Here is a 24,278-nt window from a genome sequence, read left to right as displayed (position 1 = left end):
AGCTCAGTTCAGTACGAGCGCAATACCGCGCTCGTCGAGTGCCGCCGTGATGCGAGCGGTGACCTCGTCGACGCTGCCCAGCCCGTCAACCTCGACTACCAGCCCACGATTCGAATAGATGTCGATGAGCGGGGCCGTCTGCTCCTCGTAGACATCGAGGCGGTGACGAATCACTTCCTCGGTATCGTCGCTGCGACCCTGCTCGAGAGCACGTTTCGACAGTCGCGAGACGATCTCATCGGAGTCGGCCACCAGCAGCACCACAACGTCGAGCGAGTGGCCGCCGGCTGCGAGGATGTCGTCGAGTTCGTCGACCTGGGCCGCCGTACGGGGGTACCCGTCGAGCAGGAACCCACCCGCGACGTCGGCCTCGTGCAGCCGACTTCGCACCAGATCGTTCGTGAGGGTGTCGGGAACATAGCGCCCGGCATCCATGAACGCCTTCGCTTTCACACCGAGCTCCGTGCCCTCTGACACATTCGAGCGAAAAATGTCGCCCGTCGAGATGGCCGGAACAGCACATGCCTCCGACAGCCGAACCGCCTGGGTGCCCTTGCCAGCACCGGGAGGCCCGATGAGCAGAAGCCTCGTCACCGCAGGAGACCTTCGTAGTGCCGCTGCTGCAACTGCGAGTCGATCTGTTTCACGGTCTCGAGACCGACACCGACGATGATGAGAATCGAGGCCCCACCGAACGGGAAGTTCTGGTTCGCACCGATCAGCGAGAAAGCTGCGAGCGGTATGAGCGCGATCAACCCGAGGTAGATAGAACCCGGCAGGGTGATGCGAGTGAGCACGTAGTCGAGGTACTCAGCCGTGGGGCGACCGGCACGGATGCCCGGGATGAACCCGCCGTACTTCTTCATGTTGTCGGCGACCTCTTCAGGGTTGAAGGTGATCGCAACGTAGAAGTAGGTGAACCCGACAATGAGCAGGAAGTAGAGCAGCATGTAGAGCGGGTGATCGCCCTTCGTGAGGTAGTTCGTGACCCACGTCACCCAGGCTGCAGGCTCTTGACCGGCGGCAGGCTGGTTGAACTGCGCGATGAGCGCCGGCAGGTACAGCAGCGACGAGGCGAAGATCACGGGCACAACGCCAGCCATGTTGACCTTGATGGGAATGTACGTGTTGTTGCCACCGTACGTTCGCCTGCCGACCATACGCTTGGCGTACTGCACCGGTATTCGCCGCTGGGACTGTTCCACGAACACCACCAGCGCCATTGTGGCGATACCGATGATGATGACGACGATCAGCACCTCGATGCCCTGCTGCTGCTGGATGGCGCTGAGCGAGCCGGGGAAGCGGGCTGCGATCGAGGTGAAAATCAGCAGCGACATGCCGTTGCCGATGCCGCGCTCGGTGATGAGCTCGCCCATCCACATGATGAGGCCGGTGCCGGCGGTCATGGTGACGACCATCAGCATGATGGCGTACCACGAGTCGTTCGAGATGAGCTGCGTGCACTGCGTCGTGGTGCTCGTACCGAAGAGCGCGCCACTGCGGGCAACGGTGATGAGTGTGGTCGACTGCAGAACACCCAGAGCAATGGTGAGGTAACGCGTGTACTGCGTCAGCTTGCTCTGGCCGGCCTGACCCTCTTTGTAGAGGGTTTCGAAGTGAGGAATGACCACGCGCAGCAACTGCACGATGATCGAAGCCGTGATGTACGGCATGATGCCGAGCGCGAAGATCGACAGCTGCAGCAGGGCGCCACCACTGAACAGGTTGACGAGCTCGTAGAGACCCGACGTGTTCTGGTTGGCTGCGAGGCACTGCTGCACGTTGCCGAAGTCAACGAAGGGCGCAGGAATGAACGACCCGAGGCGAAAGATCGCCACGATGCCGAGCGTGAACAGAATCTTCCGGCGGAGATCCGGAGTACGGAAAATCCTGCCGACGGCTCTAAACAAAAAAAGGCCTCCTGCTAGGTAATTACGAGACGTGCACGAGCAGAGTCTTCGCAGGAAACAATTCCCACGAAGACTCTACTCGAAGCGTGCAGTCTTACTTGACGGAGCCACCCGCGGCAACGATCTTCTGCTCAGCTGAGCCAGAGACCTTGTCGACGGTGACGTTCAACTTGACTGCGATATCCCCATCGCCGAGAACTTTGACCTTCTCGTTGTCGCGCACGGCACCCTTGGCCACGAGGTCAGCAATCGTGACCTCACCGCCGGTGGGGTACAGCTCGGCCAGTCGGTCGAGGTTGACGACCTGGTACACGATTTTGAACGGGTTCTTGAACCCACGCAGCTTCGGTGTACGCATGTGCTGCGGCATCTGGCCACCCTCGAACCCGAGGCGCACTTTGTAGCGCGCCTTCGTGCCCTTGGTACCACGGCCCGCAGTCTTACCCTTGGAACCTTCACCGCGGCCCACGCGCTGGCGGGCCTTCTTCGCACCCTCGGCGGGGCGGAGGTGGTGAACCTTCAGCACCTGCTCACGGGCGACAGCCGGCTCAGCAACGGTCTTGGCGGGCGCAACGGCCGCTTCAGACTTCGCCGGAGCCTTCTTAGCAGGAGCCTTTTTGGGGGCCGCTGCCTTCTTGGGAGCCGTAGCTTCTACGGTCTCAGTGGTTTCTTCAGCCATTAGTCAATCTCCTCGACTTTCACCAGGTGAGCGACGTGGCGAACATAGCCGCGGTTCTGCGAGTTGTCTTCGCGCACAACGAACTGGCCGATGCGGTGAAGACCGAGGCTACGCAGGGTGTCGCGCTGGTCTTGCTTTTCGCTGATCTTGGATTTGATCTGCGTGATCTTGAGGCTCGTAGCCATCAGGCACCTGCCTTTGCGAGAGCGGCGGCCGAATCGGCGTCAGCCTGGGCACGAAGCAGACGTGCGGGCACGACCTGCTCGAGCGTCAGGCCACGACGTGCTGCCACGGCGCGGGGCTCTTCGAGCTGCTTGAGCGCTTCAACGGTCGCGTGAACGATGTTGATGGTGTTCGACGAACCGAGCGACTTACTCAGAACATCGTGGATGCCCGCGCACTCCAACACGGCGCGAACAGGGCCGCCGGCGATAACACCGGTACCTGCTGCAGCCGGGCGAAGCAGTACAACACCGGCAGCCGCTTCACCCTGAACGGGGTGCGGAATGGTGTTGCCGACGCGAGGAACGCGGAAGAAGTTCTTCTTCGCCTCTTCGACGCCCTTGGAGATCGCGGTAGGCACCTCGCGGGCCTTGCCGTAGCCGACGCCGACCAGACCGTTGCCGTCGCCGACGACAACGAGAGCGGTGAAGCTGAAGCGACGACCACCCTTCACCACCTTCGACACGCGGTTGATGGTCACGACGCGCTCAAGAAACTGGCTCTTGTCAGAGTCGCGTGCGCCGCGGTCTTTGTTCGGGTTGCGCTCACGGCCACCACGACGAGCCTCGCGGGGCTCGTTCTGGGCGGCTGCAGTGCTTTCAGTTGTGGGTGCCTCAGTCGCCTGGACCTCAGCGCTCGTAGCGTCTGCCACGGTAGCTTCCTTTGCTTTTTCGTCGGTCACAGGTCCAGCCCACCCTCTCGGGCGCCGTCGGCGACAGCCGCGACGCGACCGGCGTAACGGTTTCCACCGCGGTCGAATACGACTGCTTCGATGCCAGCAGCCTTGGCGCGCTCGGCAACGAGTTCGCCGACCTTGCGTGCCTTGGCCGACTTGTCGCCGTCGAAGGTACGCAGGTCTGCTTCAAGAGTCGATGCCGAAGCGAGGGTGAATCCCTTGCTGTCGTCGACGACCTGAACGAACACGTGGCGGGCCGAACGGGTGACGACCAGGCGGGGGCGCGCTTCGGTACCCTCGATCTTCTTGCGAAGACGGTCGTGACGGCGGCCGCGTGCGGCAGCCTTGCTCTTGCCTCTAGTTCCAGTTGCCATGATTACTTACCGCTCTTTCCGGCCTTGCGACGAACAACTTCGCCGGCGTAGCGCACACCCTTGCCCTTGTAGGGCTCAGGCTTGCGCAACTTACGAATGTTTGCGGCTACTTCGCCAACGGCCTGCTTGTCGATGCCGCTGACAGTGAGCTTGTTGACGCCCTCCACCGTGAAGCTGATGCCCGCGGGCGGCTCAACGGTGATGGAGTGTGAGTAACCGAGTGCGAACTCGACGTTCGCACCCTTGGCAGCGACGCGGTAACCGGTACCAACGACCTCGAGGCCCTTGGTGTAACCCTCGGTCACCCCGATGATCTGGTTCGCGATGAGCGTGCGGGTCAGACCGTGCAGCGAACGCGACTCGCGCTCGTCGTCGGGGCGGGTGACGAGCACCTGGCCGTCTTCGACCTTCGCCTCGATGGGAGCCTTGACGACGAGCGAAAGCTCACCCTTGGGGCCCTTGACGGTGACGGCCTGGCCGTCGATCTTCACGTCGACCCCGGCAGGGATCGCGATGGGAAGTCTTCCAATACGTGACATCGGTGATCACCAAACGTAAGCGAGGACTTCCCCACCTACGCCCTTCTTTGAGGCCTGTCGGTCGGTCAGCAGACCCGACGACGTTGAGAGAATGGCGACGCCGAGGCCACCGAGAACGGTGGGGATCTCGGTCGACTTTGCGTAGACCCGAAGACCCGGCTTCGAAACGCGCTTGATGCCCGCGATGGAGCGCTCACGGTTCGGGCCAAATTTGAGGGAGAGCGTCAGAGTCTTGCCGACCTCTGCGTCTTTGACATCCCAGGCTGCAATGTAACCCTCAGCCTTGAGAATGTCTGCGATGTGTGACTTGAGCTTGCTGTGCGGCATCGACACGGATTCGTGGAAAGCCGAGTTAGCGTTGCGCAGTCTGGTCAGCATGTCTGCGACCGGATCTGTCATTGTCATGACGGTTTGTGCCTTTCTGGCCTGGTTTCGACACCCCGTACACGGGATGCCGACCTGTGGTCTCGACGGGTTCAGCCGAATTGCTGAACCCGTTGTACTGCAGTGAAGCGGTGAAGCGGGTGTTGCAGGTACTACGCGTTCTCGGCGGTGCGGAACGGGAAGCCCAGCGCCTTGAGCAGCGCGCGGCCTTCCTCGTCGTTCTTCGCCGTGGTGACGACAGTGATGTCGAAACCGCGAACGCGGTCGATCTTGTCCTGGTCGATCTCGTGGAACATCGACTGCTCGGTCAGACCGAACGTATAGTTTCCCTGGCCGTCGAACTGGCGGTCGGAGAGACCACGGAAGTCGCGAATACGGGGAAGAGCGAGCGACAGGAGCCGGTCGAGGAACTCCCAGGCACGGTCGCCACGAAGCGTGACGTGGGCGCCGATGGGCTGGCCCTCACGAAGCTTGAACTGGGCGATCGACTTGCGAGCCTTGGTGACCTGAGGCTTCTGGCCGGTGATGGCAGTCAAATCTTTGACGGCGCCATCGATGATCTTGCCGTCGCGGGCTGCCTCACCGACACCGGTGTTCACAACGACCTTGATGAGGCCCGGAACCTGGTGGATGTTCGTGAAGCTGAAGTCCTTCGTGAGCTGGGGAACGATCTCGCTCTGGTACTTCTGCTTCAGGCGCGGCTGGGGCCGTGCAATAGACGCAGCGCCAGCCGGCGATGCGGTTGCGGTGTCAGTCATTACAGGTCCTTTCCACTCTTCTTGGCGTACCGAACGCGAACGTTCTTGGTCACGCCATCTTTGGTGACCTGCTCGACGCGGAAGCCGACGCGAGTGGGCTTCTTGGTCTCGGGGTCGATGAGCGCCACGTTCGACACGTGGATCGGGGCCTCGACGGTCTCGATTCCACCGGTCTTGGTGCCGCGCTGGGTCTGGCCGACGCGAACGTGCTTCTTGACGAAGTTGATGCCTTCGACGATGACACGGTTCTTCTCGACCTGAACCTCGATGACACGACCCTGCTTGCCGCGGTCTCCGCCGCGGGCCTGGGTTGCGCCGGTGATGACCTGAACGACGTCACCCTTTTTGATGTTCGCCATGATTAAATGACCTCCGGTGCCAGCGAGATGATCTTCATGAAGCTCTTGTCGCGAAGCTCGCGGCCAACCGGGCCGAAGACGCGAGAGCCGCGAGGCTCCTTGTCGTTGGCGCGCAGGATGACTGCTGCGTTCTCGTCGAACTTGATGTAAGAACCGTCAACGCGACGAGTTTCTTTTTTGACGCGCACGATGACCGCCTTGACGACATCTCCACGCTTGACGGTGCCACCGGGGATGGCATCTTTGACGGTGGCGACGATGACGTCACCGAGGCCCGCGTAACGACGCCCTGATCCACCGAGTACACGGATGGTCAGCAGCTCTTTGGCGCCGGTGTTGTCGGCAACCTTGAGCCGGGATTCCTGCTGAATCACTTCTACTCCTTACGTAAGTAAGCGCGGGGCGCTTACTTGGCCTTTTCGAGGATCTCGACCAGGCGCCAGCGCTTCGTGGCGCTCAGCGGACGGGTCTCGGAGATGAGCACCAGGTCGCCGACACCGGCAGCGCCGGCCTCGTCGTGCACCTTCACCTTGGAGGTACGGCGGATGACCTTGCCGTACAGGGGGTGCTTCACGCGGTCTTCGACCTCAACGACAATGGTCTTCTGCATCTTGTCGCTGGTGACGTAGCCACGACGGGTCTTGCGGTAACCGCGCTCCTCGGCAACTGCCTCGGCCGGGGTCTCGACGGGTGCAGCGGTTGCTGCCTCAGTCTTAGCCATTATTTGGCCTCCTCAGTTGCTTCGACCTCGGGCTCGGCTGCATCTTCTGCAACCGGCTCTTTGGCCTTTTTGGTCTTCTTGGGCGCTGCCGCGGCTGGTGCGACCTCGACGACGACGGGCGTGGCACGAATGCCCAGCTCGCGCTCGCGCAGGATCGTGTAGATGCGGGCAATGTCGCGCTTCACGGCGCGCAGGCGGCCGTGGCTCTCGAGCTGGCCGGTGGCCGACTGGAAGCGCAGGTTGAACAGCTCTTCCTTTGCCTTCCGCAGCTCTTCTGCGAGACGTGAATCTTCGAATGTGTCGAGCTCGACGGGGGTGAGCTCTTTAGAACCGATCGCCATTATGCGTCGCCCTCCTCGCGCTTGATGATGCGTGCCTTCAGAGGCAGTTTGTGAATTGCACGGGTGAGCGCCTCACGAGCGACGACGTCAGAGACGCCGGAGAGCTCGAAGAGAACGCGACCGGGCTTGACGTTCGCGATCCACCACTCGGGGCTACCCTTACCGGAACCCATGCGGGTTTCGGCCGGCTTCTTCGTGAGCGGGCGGTCGGGGTAGATGTTGATCCACACCTTTCCACCACGCTTGATGTGACGCGTCATGGCGATACGAGCGGACTCGATCTGGCGGTTTGTCACATAGGCCGGCGTGAGGGCCTGAATGCCCCACTCGCCGAACGAGACGGTGGTGCCACCGGTTGCCTGGCCGCTACGGCCGGGGTGGTGCTGCTTGCGGTGCTTGACTCTGCGGGGAATCAACATGGTTATGCCTCAACTCCTGCTGCTGCCACGGGGGCAGCATCTGCCTTGGGCGCGTCAGACCGCGGTGCCGACGTGCGCGGGGGGCGACGATCGTCGCCGCCACGGCGGTCGTCACGACGCTCGGGACGCGATGACTTCTGGTTGGCCTGCTCGCGAGCAAGCTCCTTGTTGGTGATGTCGCCCTTGTAGATCCAGACCTTCACACCGATACGGCCGAACGTCGTCTTGGCCTCGTAGAAGCCGTAGTCGATGTTGGCACGCAGCGTGTGCAGAGGCACGCGACCTTCGCGGTAGAACTCTGAACGGCTCATTTCTGCGCCACCCAGACGGCCCGACACCTGGATGCGAACACCCTTGACGGTGGGCAGGCGCTGTGCGCCCTGCAGGCCCTTGCGCATTGCACGACGGAACGCCACACGGGCGCTCAGCTGCTCGGCGATACCCTGGGCGACCAGCTGAGCTTCGGCTTCGGGGTTCTTGACCTCGAGGATGTTCAGCTGGATCTGCTTCTTGGTGAGCTTCTCGAGGTCGGCACGGATGCGCTCGGCTTCGGCGCCGCGGCGACCGATCACGATGCCCGGGCGGGCGGTGTGAATGTCGACACGAACACGGTCACGGGTGCGCTCGATCTCGATGCGGGCAACGCCTGCACGGTCAAGGCTCTTCGTGAGCAGGGTGCGGATCTTCACGTCTTCGGCGACGAAGTCGCTGTAACGCTGGCCTACTTTGGTGCTGTCAGAGAACCAACGCGACACGTGGTCGGTCGTGATGCCCAGACGGAAACCGTAGGGGTTTACTTTCTGGCCCATTACTTCTTTCCTGCCTTCTTGGAACCCTGTGCAACGGCGGCGGCCTCATCGGGCGTCGAGAGAACGACAGTGATGTGGCTGGTGCGCTTCAGGATCTGGAATGCGCGTCCCTGTGCACGGGGCTGAAAACGCTTGAGGGTCGTACCCTCATCGACAAAAGCGCTCGAGACGAACAGGTCTTGCTCGTCGAGGTAGCTGTTGCTTGCATCGGCCTTGACCTTGGCGTTCGCGATGGCAGATGCAACGAGCTTGTAGACAGGCTCGCTTGCGCCCTGCGGGGCGAACTTCAGGATGGCCAGGGCCTCCATGGCCTGCTTGCCGCGAATCAAGTTGACGACGCGACGAGCTTTCATGGGGGTGACGCGGATGTGACGCACGCGTGCGGTCGACTCCACCATTTCTCTCCTCCTTTTCGCCACCGCGTTAGCGGCGACGACCCTTCTTGTCGTCTTTCACGTGGCCGCGGAAGGTACGCGTCGGCGAGAACTCGCCGAGCTTGTGACCGACCATGGTCTCCGTGATGAACACGGGGATGTGCTTGCGACCGTCGTGAACGGCGATCGTGTGGCCCAGCATGGCTGGGATGATCATCGACCGGCGTGACCAGGTCTTGATGACGTTCTTCGAACCAGCTTCGTTCTGTACGACAACCTTGCGAAGCAAGTGGTCATCAACGAAGGGGCCCTTCTTGAGACTGCGTGGCATCTTCTCGACTCCTACTTACGCTTCTTGCCGACATTACGGCGACGAACGATGAGCTTGTCGCTCTCTTTGTTGATGTGGCGGGTGCGGCCTTCTTTTTGACCCCACGGGCTGACCGGGTGACGACCACCGGAGGTCTTGCCCTCACCACCACCGTGCGGGTGGTCGACAGGGTTCATCGCGACACCACGAACGGTTGGGCGGATGCCCAACCAGCGCTTGCGGCCGGCCTTTCCCCAGTTGATGTTCGACTGCTCGGCGTTGCCGACCTCGCCGATCGTTGCGCGGCAGCGAGCATCCACATTGCGGATCTCACCGCTGGGCAGACGAAGCTGGGCGTAGGGGCCGTCTTTTGCCACGAGACGAACGGATGCACCGGCTGAGCGTGCCATTTTGGCACCGCCGCCCGGCTTCAGTTCGATCGCGTGGATGACCGTACCCACGGGGATGTTGCGAAGGGGCAGGTTGTTGCCCGGCTTAATGTCAGCGCCGGCACCCGACTCGATGATGTCGCCCTGGCTCAGCTTGTTCGGGGCGATGATGTAACGCTTGGTGCCATCGACGAAGTGCAGCAGTGCGATGCGAGCCGTGCGGTTCGGGTCGTACTCGATCTCGGCGACCCGGGCGTTCACGCCATCTTTGTCATTGCGCTTGAAGTCAATGACGCGGTACTGGCGCTTGTGGCCACCACCGATGTGACGGGTCGTGATGCGGCCGGCGTTGTTACGACCACCGGTCTTGGGAAGCGGGCGGAGCAGCGACTTCTCGGGCGTGGTACGGGTGATCTCGGCGAAATCCGAGACCGAAGAACCGCGACGACCCGGGGTAGTCGGCTTGTATTTGCGAATAGCCATGTTTTTATCCTCTGGATTCCGACTTAGCCAACAGCCGTGAAGATGTCGATGGTGCCGGACTTCAGGGTGACAATGGCACGCTTGGTGTCTTTGCGCTTACCCAGGCCGAACTTGGTGCGACGCGTCTTGCCGATCTTGTTCATCGTGTTGACCGAAGCCACCTCGACGTTGAAGATCTTCTCGACCGCGAGCTTGATCTCGGTCTTGTTCGACGTGGGAGCAACGATGAACGTGTACTTACCCTCGTCGATCAGGCCGTAGCTCTTCTCGGAGACGACCGGCGAGATGATGATGTCGCGGGGGTCTTTGTTGTTGCCGCTCATGCTGCAACCTCATCTTTCTTGGACTTCGAGGAGATGAAGCCGTCGATCGCACCCTTGGTGAAGACGATGTCGTCGCTCACCAGCACGTCGTAGGCGTTCAGCTGGTCATAGGTCAGCACGTGAACCTCAGGAACGTTGCGAACGCTCTTCACGGCGATGTCGTCGCCGCGCTCGACAACCACGAGAACGTGCTTGCTGGTCGCTATCTGCTCGAGCAGGGCCATGGCCGTCTTGGTCGACGGAACCGGGCCGAGCGTGAGCGAGTCGACGACGTGAACGCGGCTGCCACGGGCACGGTCAGAGAGTGAACCCAGCAGAGCTGCCGCGATCATCTTCTTGGGGGTGCGCTGGTCGTAGCTGCGGGGAGTCGGGCCGTGCACGATGCCACCACCGGTCATCTGGGGAGCGCGGATCGAGCCCTGGCGGGCGCGACCGGTTCCTTTCTGCTTGAACGGCTTGCGGCCGGCACCGGAGACCTCGCCACGGCGCTTGACCTTGGAAGTACCCTGGCGTGCGGCAGCGAGCTGCGCGACGACGACCTGGTGGATGAGCGGGATGTTGGTCTGCACATCGAAGAGCTCAGCGGGCAGCTCAACCGAGCCTGCCTTCTGGCCATTCGCGTCGATGATGTCGACTGAAGTGTTGGCACCAGAAGTTGCCGAATTGGCGTCATTGGTGAGTGTCATGGACTACGCCCCCTTCACTGCGGTACGAACGAAAACGAGACGGCCACGGCCACCGGGAACGGCGCCCTTGACGAGGATGAGGTTCTTCTCGGCGTCAACCGAGTGCACGACGAGGTTCAGCACGGTGACGCGCTCGCCACCCATACGACCGGCCATGCGCATGCCCTTGAAGACACGGCTGGGGGTCGACGAAGCACCGATGGAACCGGGCTTGCGGTGGTTGCGGTGCGAACCGTGAGACGACGAGACACCCTTGAAGTTGTGACGCTTCATAACACCGGAGAAGCCCTTGCCCTTGCTGGTGCCGACGACGTCGACCTTCTTGCCGGCTTCGAAGACACCGTCGACGGTCAGTTCTTGACCGACGGTGTACTCAGCGGCGTCAGCGGTGCGGATCTCGGTGACGTGACGGCGAGGCGTGACGCCAGCCTTGTCGAAGTGACCGGTCGCGGGCTTGTTCACCTTGCGGGGGTCGATCTGGCCGGCCGCGATCTGAACGGCTTCGTAGCCGTCGACCTCGGGGGTACGGATCTGGGTCACGACGTTCGGGGTGACCTGAACGACGGTGACGGGGATGAGACGGTTGTTCTCATCCCACACCTGGGTCATGCCGAGCTTGATGCCCAGCAGGCCCTTGGAAGTCTTTGTAGAAGTTGCCATGTGAATTCTTAGCTCCCTAGCCGGCTCAGAGCTTGATCTCGATGTTGACATCGGCCGGAAGGTCGAGGCGCATCAGTGAGTCGACAGCCTTGGGCGTCGGGTCGATGATGTCGATGAGGCGCTTGTGGGTGCGCTTCTCGAAGTGCTCGAAGCTGTCTTTGTACTTGTGAGGCGAACGGATGACCGCGATGACGTTCTTCTCGGTCGGCAGCGGCACGGGGCCCACTACGGTTGCACCTGCACGCGTGACTGTGTCGACGATCTTGCGCGCCGAGCTGTCGATGACCTCGTGGTCGTACGACTTAAGTCGAATGCGGATCTTTTGTCCCGCCATGTTTGACTCGTCTCTCTTGTCTTGCGTCTTACGCTCGGGCAATTGGCCCTCGTCGCATTGGACGCGATTACACTGTTCTTGTTTCAAAAGCCCAGCCCGAAGCGCGCAACAGTAATCGCGCGTTGGGGAGGGGATTTATCAAGCTGTGTTCTGCCACCCGCGGCCTAGCCCTACAAGACCTGAAGGCCTATAGCTATGCACTGCCTGGTGGTGATGCGGGCACAGTTCACTCGCAATACCGAACTAGAAGATTCTGCCACAGGTTGAGGGGTACGTGCAACCCGGGCGTGTCGCGGCGGCGTGTCGCGCCAGCGCTGGCATCGGAGGGGCAGACCTGGTTACGCGGTGAGGCCTGCGGCGAGCATCCGGAGCCGCCAGTCTACGACAGCCAGAACCCCGACGACCAGGGCCAGAACGCCCACGATGGGCGACACGACATCGACTGAAACGGTGAGGGTGAGACTGGTTGCTATGAGGCCTGCTCCGACGGCGGTGAGCGCCTGAAAGAGATACGACACGAGGTAGACGCCCGAGAGCGTCGCGCCCCGGTGGCGGGGTTCGGAGGTCTTGTTGACGAGGGCGAGGCCACCCATGAACGCCAGAGAATAGCCCGCGCCGCCGACGATGCACCAGAGCAGAAAGAGAACGAGCGAGCCCGATCCTGCGGTCAATTCGAGCAGCGCCAGGCCCGCGAGGCTCAGCACGGCCCCCAGAATGACGGCGACGTGCGAATGGATGCGCTGCAGCACCAGGGCGGTCAGACCGATCATCACCGCCGAGACGGCGAGCAGCCCGCCGACCGCCAGCAGGTTCGTGGTGCCCGTCAGGTCGCGAGCGATCGAGGCGCCGAGCGAGAGGAAGAGGGCGCCCACCGAGTAGGCCAGCGACACCGAGAGAGCAGAGACCACGAATACGCGGCGCACTCCGACGGGCACATGGATCGCCTGCGGGCGCCAGGGCTTTCGGGCGCCAGCCGGCCGGCGCGGGGTGAGGTACACCGCGACGAAGACCGCGGCACTCAGAGCGATCAGCAGAATGTAGCTGAGCTCCTGCGGCAGCGGAGCGTACTGGGCGAGGGCGCCCGAGAGCACGAGCGCGAGGGTCAGGCCGAGCGCCGTGGAGACCGTGGTCAGCGAGCTTGGCAGGCGCGTATTCGACGAGGTGTTGTTCTCGACGAGCGAGGCGCTGGCGGCGCCGATGGCGAAGCCGGCCCCGGCGCCCTGCAATGCCCGGCCGACGTACAACCAGAGCACATCGGGGGCGAGCACGAAGGCGAAGGCCGAGATGAGAATCAGGCCGACTCCGATCAGCATGGCGTTTCGGCGCCCGATGGTGTCGGAGATGCTGCCGAAGACGAGCAGAACCACCAACAGCGCCACAGGGTACGTCGCGAAGACCGTGGTGATGACCGCCGCCGACAGGTGCCACTCGGCCGCGTACGACGGGTACAGCACCGACGGCGCACCACTCGCCCAGAGGCAGAGCGCCAGCACCGAGGCAGATGCCCAGAAGGTTCCCCTCTTCGACAGTGTGCGTTTTCTCGGGGTCGTGTGCAGAGCGGTCATGAGCTGAGCCTATGACCCTCAGTTGGAATTGCCAAGTTAGGGCATCGGATCTATTGTTGGGTCATGGCTTCCCCCCGTTCGACTCGCCCGGCGACAGAACACGCGTGCTCCATCCATCGGAGCCTCGACCTGCTCGGTGAAAAGTGGTCGCTGCTGATCATTCGCAACGCCCTGCGCGGGCAGAGCAGGTTCTCCGAGTTCCGGGATGAGCTGGGCATCCCGAGCGATGTGCTCACGGCACGCCTCGGCACTCTGGTCGAGGCTGGTGTGCTCGAGCGCCGTTCGTATCGAGAGGAGGGGGCCCGTGAGAGGTTCAGCTACCACCTCACCGAGCGTGGGCGATCGCTGAAGCTGGTGTTGATCGCGCTTCAGCAGTGGAGCGACGAGTACAACCCGTTCCCGGGCGGAGTGGTGTCAGTGGTGCAGGAGGTCGGCACCGGTCGGCACGCATCCCTGGCCCTCGTCTCCGACGATGGCGACCTCCTCGACGAGGCGGCGGTCGAAATCGCCCGGGGCCCCGCCGCCCGCACCTGGTAGCCCCCCACCCCGCTCGCTGAGTTAGGGTACGGGTTTCGCCCGCCGCCACGGCCGGAAACCGGGCAAGTGCCGTACCTCAATCGACCACTTCGGCCGTTCCGAGCGCCGGCCTACTCGAAGAGCAGCGCGCGCAGCTCCGATTCGACCGAACCGAGGCGCGCCGGGTCGATCGTACGACCCTCGGCGAACCTGTCGACGAGGCGCGGGTCGACGTAGCTCGCGCGCGCGATCGTGGGCGTATTGCTGAGTACGCTCGCCGCATCGCGCATGGCCTGCGACAGTGCCGCACTACGGGCCCTGGCACTCTGCTGCGGGCCCGACTTCGCGAGACTCACTGCGGCAGCGGCGGTTCCGTGCAGGGTGCGAAAGTCTTTCGCCGTGAACTCTCCCCCGGTCTGCGCGCGCACATACTCGTTGATGTCCGGGCCGGAAACCGGGTGCCAGCGCCCCTTCTCCTTGAACGCCAGCAGATGCGCGTGCGGCCCGCGCCGCTTCAGGCCCCGGATGACCGCCGCAAGCTCGGCGTCGCGAATGTCTGACGCCCAGTCTTTGCCACTCTTCGCAGGAAACTCCAGATGGATCGTGTCACCGTGCACCGAGGCGTGCGCGCACAACAGGGTCGACAGGCCCCGGCTGCCGTGTTCGGCGGCGTAGCGCTCGCTTCCTACCCGCAGAGAGCCAGTGTCGAGCATCCGGAAGCCCGCCGCCAACGCACGTTCTCGGTCGGGTTGTTCGCGGCGCAGATCGAGGGTCACTTTGCGTCTCGCCGTCGGCAGCGCCTCGGCCAGGCTCAGCGCCCTGTCGAACTTGATGCGGTCTTTCTGCTCGCGCCAGGTCGGATGATAGATGTACTGCCGCCGCCCCGCGCCATCGATACCGGTCGCCTGAATGTGGCCGTTCGGGTGGGGTGCGATCCACACGTCCTCCCAGGCCGGCGGTATGCCGAGGCTCCGGATGCGCTCCCGCAGCTCGGCGTCGCGCAGAACCTCACCACTCGGGTCTCGATACGTGAACCTCGTGCCGGCCCGCACCCGCCGGAAGCCTTTGCCTGCCAGGTCGCTCCGCCGGAGCCTCATTTCGCACTCACCACCCCTTCACGCTACCCCTATACCCTCACCTCCGGCCGGTACCCGGAAACGCGAAGAAGGGCCGCACCCCCGGAGGAGTGCGGCCCTTCTTGAGCTACAAGAGCTGTTGGTGTCGCCCGAAGGGCGAACCATTTACGCAGGAACTACTTGGTGACCTTGGTCACCGTGCCGGCGCCGACGGTGCGGCCACCCTCACGGATAGCGAAGCCGAGGCCCTCCTCCATAGCGATGGGCTGAATGAGCTCAACGCTGATGTCGGTGGTGTCGCCGGGCATGACCATCTCGGTGCCCTCGGGCAGCGTGATGACGCCGGTGACGTCGGTGGTGCGGAAGTAGAACTGCGGGCGGTAGTTCGTGTAGAACGGGTTGTGACGGCCACCCTCGTCTTTCGACAGGATGTACGCGGTGCCCTCGAAGCCGGTGTGCGGGGTAACCGAACCGGGCTTGACGACGACCTGGCCGCGCTCGACATCTTCGCGCTTGGTGCCACGAAGAAGCAGACCACAGTTCTCGCCGGCCCATGCCTCGTCGAGCTGCTTGTGGAACATCTCGATACCGGTGACCGTGGTCTTCTGCGTCGGGCGGATGCCGACGATCTCGACCTCGGAGTTGATGGCGAGGGTTCCGCGCTCGGCGCGGCCGGTGACGACGGTTCCACGACCGGTGATCGTGAACACATCCTCGATCGGCATGAGGAAGGGCTTGTCTTTGTCGCGGATCGGATCGGGGATGGAAGCGTCAACCGCGTCCATCAGCTCTTCGATCGACTTGGTCCACTCGGGGTCGCCCTCGAGCGCCTTGAGTGCCGACACCCGGATGACCGGAGCGTTGTCGCCGTCGAAGTTCTGGCTCGAGAGGAGCTCGCGAACCTCGAGCTCAACGAGCTCAAGGATCTCTTCGTCGTCAACAGCGTCAGCCTTGTTCAGGGCGACGAGCAGGTACGGAACGCCGACCTGGCGAGCAAGAAGAACGTGCTCACGAGTCTGAGCCATCGGGCCGTCAGTGGCCGCGACGACGAGAATCGCGCCATCCATCTGAGCAGCACCGGTGATCATGTTCTTGATGTAGTCAGCGTGACCGGGGGCGTCAACGTGCGCGTAGTGGCGCTTCTCGGTCTCGTACTCGATGTGCGAGATGTTGATCGTGATGCCGCGCTGCTTCTCTTCGGGAGCAGAGTCGATCTGATCGAAGTTGAAGGTTTTGTTAAACGCCGGGTACTTGTCAGCCAAGACCTTGGAAATCGCCGCGGTGAGCGTGGTCTTTCCGTGGTCAACGTGACCGATTGTTCCGACGTTTACGTGCGGCTTTGTCCGCTCGAACTTGGCCTTGGCCACTGGGTCCTCCTCAGGACTCTCATGCTGAGCGGCCGATCGATGGTTTCGACCGGCTGCTCGGCGGGGTGTTATGTAGATATATTACTAGGCCCGGGAGGGCCAGATAACGGTAGGGCTACTCGCCCTTGTTCTTCTGGATGATCTCGTCGGCAACTGCCTTCGGAACCTCCGCGTAGCTGTCAAACGTCATCGAGTACACGGCGCGCCCTGAGGTTTTGCTCCTCAGGTCGCCCACGTAACCGAACATCTCGCTCAGCGGGACATTTGCACGGATGACCTTCACGCCGGTGGCGTCATCCATTGACTGGATCTGCCCACGGCGCGAGTTCAGGTCACCGATGACGTCACCCATGTACTCCTCAGGAGTACGAACCTCAACAGCCATCAGCGGCTCGAGAAGAACGGGCTGCGCCTTGCGGGCAGCCTCCTTGAATGCCATCGTTCCGGCGATCTTGAACGCCATTTCTGACGAGTCGACATCGTGCGAGGCACCGTCGAGGAGAATTCCCTTGACACCGACCATCGGGTAACCGGCGAGCACACCGACGGCCATTGCCGCCTGGAAGCCCTGGTCAACCGAAGGAATGTACTCGCGCGGCACGCGGCCACCCGAGGTCTTGTTCACGAACTCGTAGATCGTGTCGGCGGTGACCTCAAGAGGCTCGATCGAGATCTGGATCTTGGCGAACTGGCCCGACCCACCCGTCTGCTTCTTGTGGGTGTAGTCGTGCTTGTCGACGATACGACGAATCGTCTCGCGGTACGCAACCTGGGGCTTGCCGACGTTCGCCTCGACGTTGAACTCGCGGCGCATGCGGTCGACCAGGATATCGAGGTGAAGCTCACCCATACCCTTGATGACCGTCTGGCCGGTGTCCTGGTTCTGCTCGGTGCGGAAGGTCGGGTCTTCTTCGGCCAGCTTCTGGATGGCCAGGCCCAACTTCTCCTGGTCAGCCTTCGTCTTCGGCTCGATGGCCACCTCGATGACGGGCTCGGGGAACGTCATCGACTCGAGCACGACGGGGTGCTGCGGGTCGGCGAGGGTGTCACCCGTGGTCGTGTCTTTCAGACCGATGACCGCGTAGATGTGACCCGCGGTGACCGAGGCCACCGGGTTCTCCTTGTTCGCGTGCATCTGGAAGATCTTGCCGATGCGCTCTTTCTTGCCCTTGGTCGCGTTGATGATCTGCGCGCCAGAGTCAACGTGACCCGAGTACACGCGAATGTACGTCAGGCGGCCGAAGAACGGGTGAACCGCGACCTTGAACGCGAGAGCCGCGAACGGGTCGGTCGAGTTCGCACCGCGGGAGATGATGATCTCCTCGTCGCGAACGTCATGACCTTCGACACTCGGCACGTCGAGCGGGCTCGGCAGGTAGTCGACGACGGCATCGAGCATGGGCTGCACGCCGCGGTTCTTGAACGCCGAACCACACAGCACCGGGTAGATCTCGCTGTTGACGGTGAGCTTGCGGATGGCCGCCTTGATGTCTGCGACCGAGAAGTCGACGTCGCCGACGAGGTAACGCTCGAGCAGCTCGTCGCTGGTCTCAGCAACGACCTCGATGAGCTTCTCGCGGTACTCCGCGGCGAGCTCAGCCAGGTCGGCGGGGATCTCTTCGATCTCGTACTTCGCACCGAGCTCGACGTCACCCTTGGAGTCGCCGCGCCAGGTGAGTGCACGCATCTCGACCAGGTCGACGACGCCTTCGAAGTTCGACTCAGCACCGATGGGCAGCTGAATGACCAGCGGGCGGGCGCCGAGGCGCTTCACGATGGTATCGACGGTGAAGTAGAAGTCGGCGCCCAGCTTGTCCATCTTGTTGACGAAGCAGATGCGGGGCACGTCGTACTTGTCGGCCTGACGCCAGACGGTCTCCGACTGGGGCTCGACGCCCTCTTTACCGTCGAAGACAGCGACCGCGCCATCGAGCACGCGAAGCGAGCGCTCGACCTCGACCGTGAAGTCGACGTGGCCGGGGGTGTCGATGATGTTGATCTGGTTGTTGTTCCAGAAACACGTGGTAGCTGCAGACGTGATGGTGATGCCGCGCTCTTGCTCCTGCGCCATCCAGTCCATGGTGGCTGCACCATCGTGGACTTCACCGATCTTGTGAGTGATACCCGTGTAGAACAGGATGCGCTCGGTGGTGGTGGTCTTGCCGGCATCGATGTGGGCCATGATGCCGATGTTGCGGACCTTGTTCAGGTCGGTAAGCACGTCCTGTGCCACGGATTTCCTCCGATTGGATTGCTAAAGGATAAAGCGCCAGTGGAGCTTTATACGTGTTTGGTTCGCCCAGCGCCGCCGGGCGAACCAAACACAAATGGAACTGTCTACCAGCGGTAGTGCGCGAAAGCCTTGTTCGACTCGGCCATCTTGTGGGTGTCTTCACGGCGCTTGACTGCCGCTCCGAGCCCGTTCGAGGCGTCGAGAATCTCGTTGGTGAGACGCTCGGTCATGGTCTTCTCACGACGACCCTTCGCGTAGGTGGTGAGCCAACGCAGAGCCAGGGTGTTTGCACGGTGAGGCTTGACCTCGACGGGCACCTGGTAGGTCGAGCCACCGACGCGGCGGCTCTTGACCTCGATGGTCGGGCGCACGTTGTCGAGCGCCTTCTTCAGGGTGACGACAGCGTCGGCACCGTTCTTGCTCGAAACGCCTTCGAGTGCGTCGTAGACGATGCGCTCGGCGAGGCCCTTCTTGCCATCAAGAAGAATCTTGTTGACGAGCTGGCTGACGATGGGTGCGCCGTAGACGGGGTCAGCGACAACGGGACGCTTGGGAGCTGGTCCTTTGCGAGGCATTACTTCTTCTCCATCTTCGCGCCGTAACGGCTGCGAGCCTGCTTGCGGTTCTTGACAGCCTGGGTGTCGAGGGCGCCGCGAACGATCTTGTAACGCACGCCGGGCAGGTCTTTCACACGACCGCCGCGAACGAGCACCATCGAGTGCTCCTGCAGGTTGTGGCCTTCACCGGGAATGTAGGCCGTGACCTCAGTACCGTTGGAGAGCTTGACGCGAGCAACTTTGCGAAGAGCCGAGTTCGGCTTCTTGGGCGTGGTGGTGTACACACGGGTGCACACGCCGCGCTGCTGCGGGTTCGACTTGAGAGCAGGCGCTTTGGTCTTCGTGACCTTGCGCGTTCGGCCCTTACGGACCAGCTGCTGAATGGTAGGCACTACATAACTCCTTGTGTTTACTGCACGGTGACAGCTGCTACTGATTAGCATTCGAACGCGGCGAAGCTTTCGCCTCGTGTGTCGAGTTCATTTGGACCTACTTGCAGACCGCGGAGCCTCTGCAAAGAGACTCTTCAGAATGTCGGGGGTAGGTATGCCGTGGGGGCTGGTCATTCGAACTGAACGATCACGCCCTGCTTTGCGTGAAGATGTCTGGCCCGGAACCGAGATCAGTTCTTGGATAAGAACCGGGCACGGCACGAGAGCACGACAAAGCGCACACTCAAAGAATATTAGCCGCTGGGTAGCCTCGGGTCAAATGACAGCGGCTCCGGATGCCCGGCGTTCGCTAACCGCGATACCCGGCGTTGGTGACGGTGACCGCCTTATTCAGTTTACCCCCGGGGCCGACAAGCGTGACGGTGTACGTCTGCGTCAACTCGGGGCACGGAAACTCGAGCGAAGTACTGCCTGAGGGGGGCACCTCGGCGTACGGCGCGGCCTGGGCATCCGGTGTGTCGACGCCGACGAAAGCGCTGGTGGCACCCGCGCTCTTCCACCCCAGCGAGACCATCGGAGAGGATGCCGTACCGCCGGCCGGGCCCGCCCCGACCACCGGGCAGGTGACCGAGGGCGACGCAGACCACGAGGTGAAGACGGGGGCAGCGGAACTACTGGTTGCTGCGACAGTCGAGCCCGGTGCATCCGGTGCCGTACCCGCCTTCGTCGCTGTCGTCGCTGTCGAGGGTGCAGCTGTCGAGGGTGCAGCTGTCGATGATGCAGCTGTGGAGGCAGGCGCGGTGGACGCCAGCGCCGATGGCGCGCTCGTGGGTTCGCGCGTCACGGGCGACAGGGTGAGCGAGAGCACAACGAGCACAGCGACGACCACGACCACGGCCGCGCCAATGATGATGACCTTCTTCACGCGCTCAGCATAGCGCAGTAATGAGGCTTTGTCGGTTATGCGGTGTACTGCCCGTTTGCGTACACAGCTGAGGCTTGCGCCTGCTGCTCGGCAGCGTCGGCGACCGCGCGGTCGTACTCTTCACGGTCAGCTGCATTGCGTGCTTTCAGTTTGCGGCCGCGCGAGCTGATCCACGCACCCACCCAGATGGGAACCTCACGGGCGACGATCGCCGCAGCGAGGGTGAGCGGATCCATCACGAGCGACCGTACGAACGCGGCGGCCTGGTCGGCGCTGAACGTCCAGGCCTGAACGGCGAGCAGGGCACCCAGGATGGCTGCTCCGTACACGACCACTGCGACGAGGAAGCCGCCGAGGACATACGCCCACCAGTTCGCGCGATTGACGATCAGCACGACCAGGATGAGAGCGATTGCGAAGAAGATCACCGGCACGAAGAAAGCGGGGCTGCTGACGAACTGGCTCATGACTTCGGGCAGCCGCGTGGTGGTGACCGTGAAAGCGAGGATGACCGCGCCGACCAGCGCGTAGACGATCGCGAAAACGAGGGCGCCGATGAGCGCGATGAGTGTGCCGGCGGCGCGGTTGCTGCGCTTCTTCGGGGGCGTCAGCACGGGCGTCATGACGGTGGTCGGAGCGACGTAGCCCGGTGGGAGGTACGAGGCCTGGGGCTGCGCACCGGCGGAGCCAGGAGGCACGGGAGCGCCAGGTGATCCCAGCGCTTCGGTGGGCTGGGGCTGAGCGTAGGCAGCGGGCGAAACGGGGGCAGGAGCGATGGGCGGTGAGCCGGCACCGTTCACGGCGGCGCCAATAGCACCGGCACCGGTGGCTCCGGCCCCGGCAGCACCAGCTGTGCCAGTTGCGACGGCCGCTGCCGCAGCAGCGCCGGCGGCGGGGTACGGGTTCGCTGGCGGCCGGACGTACGCCTCCGCCGGGTACGCCACGGCGTGTTCTTCGGGTGCGGGTGTCGCCCAGCGCGGCGCGACAGCCGGTGCGCTGGGCACCTCGAACACTTCGCTGGCCGGCGCGAGCGGCTCGGCGATCGGTGCGTCAGCCATCGGTGCATCAGCCATCGATGCGCCAGCCACCGGAGCGTCAGCCATCGATGCGCCAGCCACCGGAGCGTCAGCCATCGGAGCGTGGCTTCTTGGAGCCTCAGCCTCACGCCCGTCGGTCGGTGCGGCCGGCGCGGCCTCAGTCGACTCCGCGGGCGCCACCGGCGCGGCCTCAGTCGACTCCGCGTGCGACTCCGCGTCCGACTCCGGCACAGCAGGCTCTCCCGGTGCAGCCAGCTCCGTGCCAGCCGGGGTAGACGCCGTAGACGCCGGGTCGTAGCGGGGAGCATCCGCATCAGGGAACGCCGAGGGCTCGGAAGCAGAGGGCTCGGAAGCGGCGGGATGCGTGGGGTGCTCGCCTGCGGTCGAGGCGGCGTCGGAGGCGCTTCTGTCGTCGGTGCTCATGGTGCAACTCCTTCACGGGCCGCGGGGGCCGCTGGGCGTCGGCAGGTGTGCCGCAGCCACACTCTAACAATTCGGGGCCGCTCCGGCCGGGATTCACGCGCGGCTCGGCTGCGAAGAGGCGACGAGCCGTTCTCGACCGCGGCATCCCAACGCGGCATGCGACTGCGACCCGGCACCGCTCCCGCGCGGCTAGGCTCGATTCGTGGGCACCGAACCGACTCTGACGCTCTCGCCGAGCGGCCTGACCGCCGTGATCACGCCCGACACCTTCGCCTCGGGCGGGTTCACCCTGTTGGTCGACGGCCTCCCCCAGTCGCACGTGTTCGTTGCCGACCAGACGCGGCTGTTGTACGACTACCTGCGCCGCATCGCGAATGTGAGCGACCTGCTGAAGCCCCCGGGGCAGCCGATCCGGGTGTTGCACCTGGGAGCCGGTGCGCTCAGTCTGGCGCGGTACATCGGGGGCACTCGGCCCGGCTCCGAGCAGTTCGTGCTCGAGCGCGAGGTGAACCTGGTTCCGTTCGTGCTGGCGTCTCTGCCGCTCGACCCCGGCACCCGGGTGTCTGTACGAACCGATGACGCACGCGCGGGCCTGGTGTGGGCATCCGGAGTCGCACCGTTCGACCTCATTGTGGTCGACGTGTATTCGGGCGCCACGACTCCTCCCCAGGTACGCACGGTCGAGTTCTTCGAACAGGTCGTCGCACTGCTCACCGACGAGGGTGTCGTCGCTGTCAATGTGGCAGACGACGAAGGAATGGCCATCGCGCGCGCGCAGACGGCAACACTGTTGGCAGTGACACCGAACGTTCTCGTGCTCGGCCCCACCGATGTCGTCAGCAACGGCGCAGAGGGCAACGCCGTGGTCGTCGCCTCGCGAGGTGAGCGTCTGCTCGACCTGCGCTCCACACTGCGCTCAGCCGGACCACACCCCAGCGGCCTCACCGGCCCGCCCGACCTCGACCACTTCATCGCCGGTCACATCCCCATGACCGACGCTGCCACGAACCCGCCCTGCCCGACCACCAGCCGCCACCCCGCCGCTCTCGCCCACGCACAGAACGCATGTGCGCCCACCGTCGCCGATGCCTCGCGCCCGGCTCTGATCTCCGGCGAGGTTCCGGCTCCCGTACCATTTCCGACTCCCGCTCCCGCTCCGGCTCCGGATGCCCGTGCCTGAGCCCACCGCGGCCGAGCAGCCTCCCAGCGCAGCCTCCCCCGGGCCGCACGCCCACCCTTCACCGCACCCTGACCGTGCGGGCAGACCCGCCACTCTCCCTCGCAGCGCCCGCGTCGTCATCGTCGGAGCAGGCCAGGCCGGCCTCTCGGTGGCCTACCATCTGCGCCGCCGCGGGCTCACCCCGGGCACCGACCTGGTGCTGCTCGACCGCGGGCCAGGCGCTGGCGGCGCGTGGCAGTTCCGTTGGGAGTCGTTGCGCCTCGGAACCGCGCACCGGGTCAACGACCTGCCCGGCATGAGCGAGCTCGGTCTGAGCTTCGACACGGCTGACCACGGCCGCGCCGCGCGCGATGTAGTGGGCGAGTACTACCGACGGTATGAGGAGTTCTTCGGCCTCGCGGTGTTCCGCCCCGTCGAAGTGACGAGCGTCACCGACGCGCCCGATGAGAGCCGCCGCCTCCGCATCCACGTCTCTACCGACCGCGACACCATCGACACCGACGTGCTCGTGAACGCCAGCGGAACCTGGGCAACTCCCTTTCGCCCGTACTACCCGGGAGCCGAAACCTTTGCGGGCGAACAGATCGGCACCCCTCAGTTTCGCGACGCCCAGCATTTCGCCGGCAAACGGGTGATCGTGGTCGGTGGCGGCACCTCCGCCACCGGATTCGTGCTCGAACTCGAGGGCATCGCGGCGCACACAACGTGGGTGACACGGCGCCCGGTCGAGTTTGTCGACGACGACAAGAACCTCGAGGGCCGACTCGCGGCCGTGGCCGAACAAGACGAGGCAGCGCGGGCGGGGCGGGTGCTGCCGAGCATCATCAGCGGCACCGGGCTGCCGGCCACCGAACGCAACCGAGCTGCCGTCGCACGCGGCACCCTTGTGGCACGCCCCCCGTTCAGCCGCATCGAATCCGGCGGTGTGCACTTCGCAGACGGCAGCTTCGAACCGGCCGATGCCATCATCTGGGCCACCGGGTTTCGGGCCGAACTCTCGCATCTCGCGCCGCTGAAGCTCCGCGAGCAGAGCGGAGGAGTCGCTGTCGAACGGGGTCGTTCGCTTCGCGACCCCCGCGTCTTTCTCGCGGGCTACGGGCCCCAGGCCTCGACCATTGGGGCAAATCGGGCCGGGCGGCTGGTTGCGCTGCAGGTTCTGGATGCCCTGCAGCACCCCGGGCATCCGGAACCCGCCTGATGCACAGAACAACAACTGACGTACAGAACAACAGAGGGCCCCTCCGCCGAAGCGAA

Annotated in this window: 33 protein-coding genes; 3 read left to right on the top strand and 30 right to left on the bottom strand. The window is 63.8% G+C overall.

From position 1 onward, the window contains the following. Positions 1–3: 3 nt before the first annotated feature. The 23 genes from D4765_RS04775 to D4765_RS04665 all read right to left on the bottom strand — a co-directional run bounded on the left by D4765_RS04775 (position 4) and on the right by D4765_RS04665 (position 13,318). The gene (locus D4765_RS04775; protein ID WP_136641116.1) at positions 4–594 is read right to left on the bottom strand and encodes an adenylate kinase; all 591 of its coding nucleotides are present in this window, start codon (positions 592–594) and stop codon (positions 4–6) included. Further along, positions 591–1,913 carry a preprotein translocase subunit SecY gene (gene secY / locus D4765_RS04770; protein WP_136641115.1) on the bottom strand — a complete coding sequence of 441 codons (1,323 nt, stop codon included), beginning with the start codon at positions 1,911–1,913 and terminating at the stop codon, positions 591–593. The genes D4765_RS04775 and secY overlap by 4 nt, the downstream gene beginning before the upstream one ends. Before the next feature lie 94 nt (positions 1,914–2,007). Continuing rightward, positions 2,008–2,592, bottom strand: coding sequence for a 50S ribosomal protein L15 (gene rplO / locus D4765_RS04765; RefSeq protein WP_136641114.1), 585 nt, complete (start codon positions 2,590–2,592; stop codon positions 2,008–2,010). After that, the gene (gene rpmD / locus D4765_RS04760; RefSeq protein ID WP_104242488.1) at positions 2,592–2,777 is read right to left on the bottom strand and encodes a 50S ribosomal protein L30; all 186 of its coding nucleotides are present in this window, start codon (positions 2,775–2,777) and stop codon (positions 2,592–2,594) included. Before rpmD ends, rplO begins: the two co-directional genes overlap by 1 nt. Further along, on the bottom strand, positions 2,777–3,466 hold the full coding sequence (rpsE, locus tag D4765_RS04755; protein ID WP_201799224.1) for a 30S ribosomal protein S5: 690 nt from the start codon (positions 3,464–3,466) through the stop codon (positions 2,777–2,779). Before rpsE ends, rpmD begins: the two co-directional genes overlap by 1 nt. 26 nt (positions 3,467–3,492) lie before the next feature. Continuing rightward, positions 3,493–3,864: a 50S ribosomal protein L18 gene (gene rplR / locus D4765_RS04750; protein WP_136641112.1), complete on the bottom strand. Its 372-nt coding sequence runs from the start codon at positions 3,862–3,864 to the stop codon at positions 3,493–3,495. A gap of 2 nt (positions 3,865–3,866) precedes the next feature. Next, positions 3,867–4,403 carry a 50S ribosomal protein L6 gene (gene rplF / locus D4765_RS04745; protein WP_136641111.1) on the bottom strand — a complete coding sequence of 179 codons (537 nt, stop codon included), beginning with the start codon at positions 4,401–4,403 and terminating at the stop codon, positions 3,867–3,869. A gap of 6 nt (positions 4,404–4,409) precedes the next feature. Further along, positions 4,410–4,808, bottom strand: a complete 399-nt coding sequence (rpsH, locus tag D4765_RS04740) for a 30S ribosomal protein S8 (RefSeq protein WP_136641110.1) — start codon at positions 4,806–4,808, stop codon at positions 4,410–4,412. A gap of 131 nt (positions 4,809–4,939) precedes the next feature. Then, positions 4,940–5,545: a 50S ribosomal protein L5 gene (rplE, locus tag D4765_RS04735; protein ID WP_136641109.1), complete on the bottom strand. Its 606-nt coding sequence runs from the start codon at positions 5,543–5,545 to the stop codon at positions 4,940–4,942. Next, complete coding sequence (rplX, locus tag D4765_RS04730; RefSeq protein ID WP_136641108.1) at positions 5,545–5,904, bottom strand: 50S ribosomal protein L24; 360 nt, start codon at positions 5,902–5,904, stop codon at positions 5,545–5,547. The genes rplE and rplX overlap by 1 nt, the downstream gene beginning before the upstream one ends. 2 nt (positions 5,905–5,906) lie before the next feature. Further along, positions 5,907–6,278 (bottom strand): 50S ribosomal protein L14, encoded by a 372-nt coding sequence (gene rplN / locus D4765_RS04725; RefSeq protein ID WP_136641107.1) that lies wholly within the window; start codon positions 6,276–6,278, stop codon positions 5,907–5,909. Between the two features lie 32 nt (positions 6,279–6,310). Then, entirely contained in the window at positions 6,311–6,625 is a 315-nt protein-coding gene (gene rpsQ / locus D4765_RS04720) for a 30S ribosomal protein S17 (protein WP_136641106.1), read from the bottom strand. After that, positions 6,625–6,966, bottom strand: coding sequence for a 50S ribosomal protein L29 (rpmC, locus tag D4765_RS04715; protein WP_136641105.1), 342 nt, complete (start codon positions 6,964–6,966; stop codon positions 6,625–6,627). Before rpmC ends, rpsQ begins: the two co-directional genes overlap by 1 nt. After that, positions 6,966–7,385, bottom strand: a complete 420-nt coding sequence (rplP, locus tag D4765_RS04710; RefSeq protein WP_136641104.1) for a 50S ribosomal protein L16 — start codon at positions 7,383–7,385, stop codon at positions 6,966–6,968. Before rplP ends, rpmC begins: the two co-directional genes overlap by 1 nt. Positions 7,386–7,387: 2 nt before the next feature. Then, on the bottom strand, positions 7,388–8,194 hold the full coding sequence (rpsC, locus tag D4765_RS04705) for a 30S ribosomal protein S3 (protein ID WP_136641103.1): 807 nt from the start codon (positions 8,192–8,194) through the stop codon (positions 7,388–7,390). Further along, positions 8,194–8,592 (bottom strand): 50S ribosomal protein L22, encoded by a 399-nt coding sequence (gene rplV / locus D4765_RS04700; RefSeq protein ID WP_136641102.1) that lies wholly within the window; start codon positions 8,590–8,592, stop codon positions 8,194–8,196. The genes rpsC and rplV overlap by 1 nt, the downstream gene beginning before the upstream one ends. Before the next feature lie 25 nt (positions 8,593–8,617). Continuing rightward, positions 8,618–8,899 carry a 30S ribosomal protein S19 gene (gene rpsS, locus D4765_RS04695; protein ID WP_104242462.1) on the bottom strand — a complete coding sequence of 94 codons (282 nt, stop codon included), beginning with the start codon at positions 8,897–8,899 and terminating at the stop codon, positions 8,618–8,620. Between the two features lie 11 nt (positions 8,900–8,910). Continuing rightward, a complete protein-coding gene (gene rplB / locus D4765_RS04690) occupies positions 8,911–9,750 on the bottom strand; it encodes a 50S ribosomal protein L2 (protein ID WP_136641101.1) in 840 nt (279 codons plus the stop codon). Positions 9,751–9,773: 23 nt separating this feature from the next. Next, positions 9,774–10,073 carry a 50S ribosomal protein L23 gene (gene rplW / locus D4765_RS04685; RefSeq protein ID WP_136641100.1) on the bottom strand — a complete coding sequence of 100 codons (300 nt, stop codon included), beginning with the start codon at positions 10,071–10,073 and terminating at the stop codon, positions 9,774–9,776. Then, positions 10,070–10,759, bottom strand: coding sequence for a 50S ribosomal protein L4 (rplD, locus tag D4765_RS04680; protein WP_136641099.1), 690 nt, complete (start codon positions 10,757–10,759; stop codon positions 10,070–10,072). The genes rplW and rplD overlap by 4 nt, the downstream gene beginning before the upstream one ends. 3 nt (positions 10,760–10,762) lie before the next feature. Then, positions 10,763–11,419, bottom strand: coding sequence for a 50S ribosomal protein L3 (rplC, locus tag D4765_RS04675; RefSeq protein ID WP_136641098.1), 657 nt, complete (start codon positions 11,417–11,419; stop codon positions 10,763–10,765). 25 nt (positions 11,420–11,444) lie between these two features. Continuing rightward, positions 11,445–11,753 (bottom strand): 30S ribosomal protein S10, encoded by a 309-nt coding sequence (rpsJ, locus tag D4765_RS04670; protein WP_104242452.1) that lies wholly within the window; start codon positions 11,751–11,753, stop codon positions 11,445–11,447. 338 nt (positions 11,754–12,091) lie between these two features. Further along, on the bottom strand, positions 12,092–13,318 hold the full coding sequence (locus D4765_RS04665) for an MFS transporter (protein ID WP_237280261.1): 1,227 nt from the start codon (positions 13,316–13,318) through the stop codon (positions 12,092–12,094). A 63-nt stretch (positions 13,319–13,381) separates the two neighbouring features. Here D4765_RS04665 and D4765_RS04660 point away from each other — a divergent pair, with 63 nt between their 5' ends. Beyond that, the gene (locus D4765_RS04660; RefSeq protein ID WP_136641097.1) at positions 13,382–13,855 is read left to right on the top strand and encodes a winged helix-turn-helix transcriptional regulator; all 474 of its coding nucleotides are present in this window, start codon (positions 13,382–13,384) and stop codon (positions 13,853–13,855) included. Positions 13,856–13,965: 110 nt separating this feature from the next. On the opposite strand, the gene D4765_RS04655 is transcribed toward D4765_RS04660, so the two are convergent. The 7 genes from D4765_RS04655 to D4765_RS04625 form a co-directional block, all read right to left on the bottom strand. Beyond that, positions 13,966–14,931: a DNA topoisomerase IB gene (locus tag D4765_RS04655; protein WP_136641096.1), complete on the bottom strand. Its 966-nt coding sequence runs from the start codon at positions 14,929–14,931 to the stop codon at positions 13,966–13,968. Between the two features lie 155 nt (positions 14,932–15,086). Continuing rightward, complete coding sequence (tuf, locus tag D4765_RS04650; RefSeq protein ID WP_136641095.1) at positions 15,087–16,277, bottom strand: elongation factor Tu; 1,191 nt, start codon at positions 16,275–16,277, stop codon at positions 15,087–15,089. Positions 16,278–16,392: 115 nt separating this feature from the next. Further along, positions 16,393–18,510 carry an elongation factor G gene (gene fusA / locus D4765_RS04645; protein ID WP_136641094.1) on the bottom strand — a complete coding sequence of 706 codons (2,118 nt, stop codon included), beginning with the start codon at positions 18,508–18,510 and terminating at the stop codon, positions 16,393–16,395. Positions 18,511–18,614: 104 nt separating this feature from the next. Next, positions 18,615–19,085, bottom strand: a complete 471-nt coding sequence (gene rpsG / locus D4765_RS04640) for a 30S ribosomal protein S7 (RefSeq protein WP_136641093.1) — start codon at positions 19,083–19,085, stop codon at positions 18,615–18,617. Then, positions 19,085–19,459, bottom strand: coding sequence for a 30S ribosomal protein S12 (gene rpsL / locus D4765_RS04635; protein ID WP_104242432.1), 375 nt, complete (start codon positions 19,457–19,459; stop codon positions 19,085–19,087). The genes rpsG and rpsL overlap by 1 nt, the downstream gene beginning before the upstream one ends. A gap of 349 nt (positions 19,460–19,808) precedes the next feature. Continuing rightward, positions 19,809–20,384, bottom strand: coding sequence for a hypothetical protein (locus D4765_RS04630; protein WP_136641092.1), 576 nt, complete (start codon positions 20,382–20,384; stop codon positions 19,809–19,811). Between the two features lie 35 nt (positions 20,385–20,419). Next, positions 20,420–21,844: a tetraspanin family protein gene (locus D4765_RS04625; RefSeq protein ID WP_136641091.1), complete on the bottom strand. Its 1,425-nt coding sequence runs from the start codon at positions 21,842–21,844 to the stop codon at positions 20,420–20,422. Positions 21,845–22,046: 202 nt separating this feature from the next. Between D4765_RS04625 and D4765_RS04620 the strand changes: the two genes are divergently transcribed. Together D4765_RS04620 and D4765_RS04615 are read left to right on the top strand one after the other, a co-directional pair. Further along, a complete protein-coding gene (locus D4765_RS04620) occupies positions 22,047–23,024 on the top strand; it encodes a spermidine synthase (RefSeq protein WP_136641090.1) in 978 nt (325 codons plus the stop codon). Beyond that, positions 23,017–24,222 (top strand): FAD-dependent oxidoreductase, encoded by a 1,206-nt coding sequence (locus tag D4765_RS04615; protein WP_237280260.1) that lies wholly within the window; start codon positions 23,017–23,019, stop codon positions 24,220–24,222. The genes D4765_RS04620 and D4765_RS04615 overlap by 8 nt, the downstream gene beginning before the upstream one ends. Positions 24,223–24,278 lie beyond the last annotated feature (56 nt).

This window comes from Subtercola vilae, from assembly GCF_004923255.1.
Lineage (GTDB): Bacteria > Actinomycetota > Actinomycetes > Actinomycetales > Microbacteriaceae > Subtercola > Subtercola vilae.
The sequence above is the reverse complement of the archived record's forward strand: the minus strand, read 5'-3'. Positions and strand labels throughout refer to the sequence as shown.

Excerpts from the sequence above, each read along its gene's own strand:
- rplO (WP_136641114.1), bottom strand. The coding sequence starts at position 2,592 with ATGGCTGAAGAAACCACTGAGACCGTAGAAGCTACGGCTCCCAAGAAG.
- rpmD (WP_104242488.1), bottom strand. The coding sequence starts at position 2,777 with ATGGCTACGAGCCTCAAGATCACGCAGATCAAATCCAAGATCAGCGAA.
- rplR (WP_136641112.1), bottom strand. The coding sequence starts at position 3,864 with ATGGCAACTGGAACTAGAGGCAAGAGCAAGGCTGCCGCACGCGGCCGC.
- rplF (WP_136641111.1), bottom strand. The coding sequence starts at position 4,403 with ATGTCACGTATTGGAAGACTTCCCATCGCGATCCCTGCCGGGGTCGAC.
- rpsH (WP_136641110.1), bottom strand. The coding sequence starts at position 4,808 with ATGACAATGACAGATCCGGTCGCAGACATGCTGACCAGACTGCGCAAC.
- rplE (WP_136641109.1), bottom strand. The coding sequence starts at position 5,545 with ATGACTGACACCGCAACCGCATCGCCGGCTGGCGCTGCGTCTATTGCA.
- rplX (WP_136641108.1), bottom strand. The coding sequence starts at position 5,904 with ATGGCGAACATCAAAAAGGGTGACGTCGTTCAGGTCATCACCGGCGCA.
- rpsQ (WP_136641106.1), bottom strand. The coding sequence starts at position 6,625 with ATGGCTAAGACTGAGGCAGCAACCGCTGCACCCGTCGAGACCCCGGCC.
- rpmC (WP_136641105.1), bottom strand. The coding sequence starts at position 6,966 with ATGGCGATCGGTTCTAAAGAGCTCACCCCCGTCGAGCTCGACACATTC.
- rplP (WP_136641104.1), bottom strand. The coding sequence starts at position 7,385 with ATGTTGATTCCCCGCAGAGTCAAGCACCGCAAGCAGCACCACCCCGGC.
- rpsC (WP_136641103.1), bottom strand. The coding sequence starts at position 8,194 with ATGGGCCAGAAAGTAAACCCCTACGGTTTCCGTCTGGGCATCACGACC.
- rplV (WP_136641102.1), bottom strand. The coding sequence starts at position 8,592 with ATGGTGGAGTCGACCGCACGCGTGCGTCACATCCGCGTCACCCCCATG.
- rpsS (WP_104242462.1), bottom strand. The coding sequence starts at position 8,899 with ATGCCACGCAGTCTCAAGAAGGGCCCCTTCGTTGATGACCACTTGCTT.
- rplB (WP_136641101.1), bottom strand. The coding sequence starts at position 9,750 with ATGGCTATTCGCAAATACAAGCCGACTACCCCGGGTCGTCGCGGTTCT.
- rplW (WP_136641100.1), bottom strand. The coding sequence starts at position 10,073 with ATGAGCGGCAACAACAAAGACCCCCGCGACATCATCATCTCGCCGGTC.
- rplD (WP_136641099.1), bottom strand. The coding sequence starts at position 10,759 with ATGACACTCACCAATGACGCCAATTCGGCAACTTCTGGTGCCAACACT.
- rplC (WP_136641098.1), bottom strand. The coding sequence starts at position 11,419 with ATGGCAACTTCTACAAAGACTTCCAAGGGCCTGCTGGGCATCAAGCTC.
- rpsJ (WP_104242452.1), bottom strand. The coding sequence starts at position 11,753 with ATGGCGGGACAAAAGATCCGCATTCGACTTAAGTCGTACGACCACGAG.
- D4765_RS04665 (WP_237280261.1), bottom strand. The coding sequence starts at position 13,318 with ATGACCGCTCTGCACACGACCCCGAGAAAACGCACACTGTCGAAGAGG.
- D4765_RS04660 (WP_136641097.1), top strand. The coding sequence starts at position 13,382 with ATGGCTTCCCCCCGTTCGACTCGCCCGGCGACAGAACACGCGTGCTCC.
- D4765_RS04655 (WP_136641096.1), bottom strand. The coding sequence starts at position 14,931 with ATGAGGCTCCGGCGGAGCGACCTGGCAGGCAAAGGCTTCCGGCGGGTG.
- rpsG (WP_136641093.1), bottom strand. The coding sequence starts at position 19,085 with ATGCCTCGCAAAGGACCAGCTCCCAAGCGTCCCGTTGTCGCTGACCCC.
- D4765_RS04625 (WP_136641091.1), bottom strand. The coding sequence starts at position 21,844 with ATGAGCACCGACGACAGAAGCGCCTCCGACGCCGCCTCGACCGCAGGC.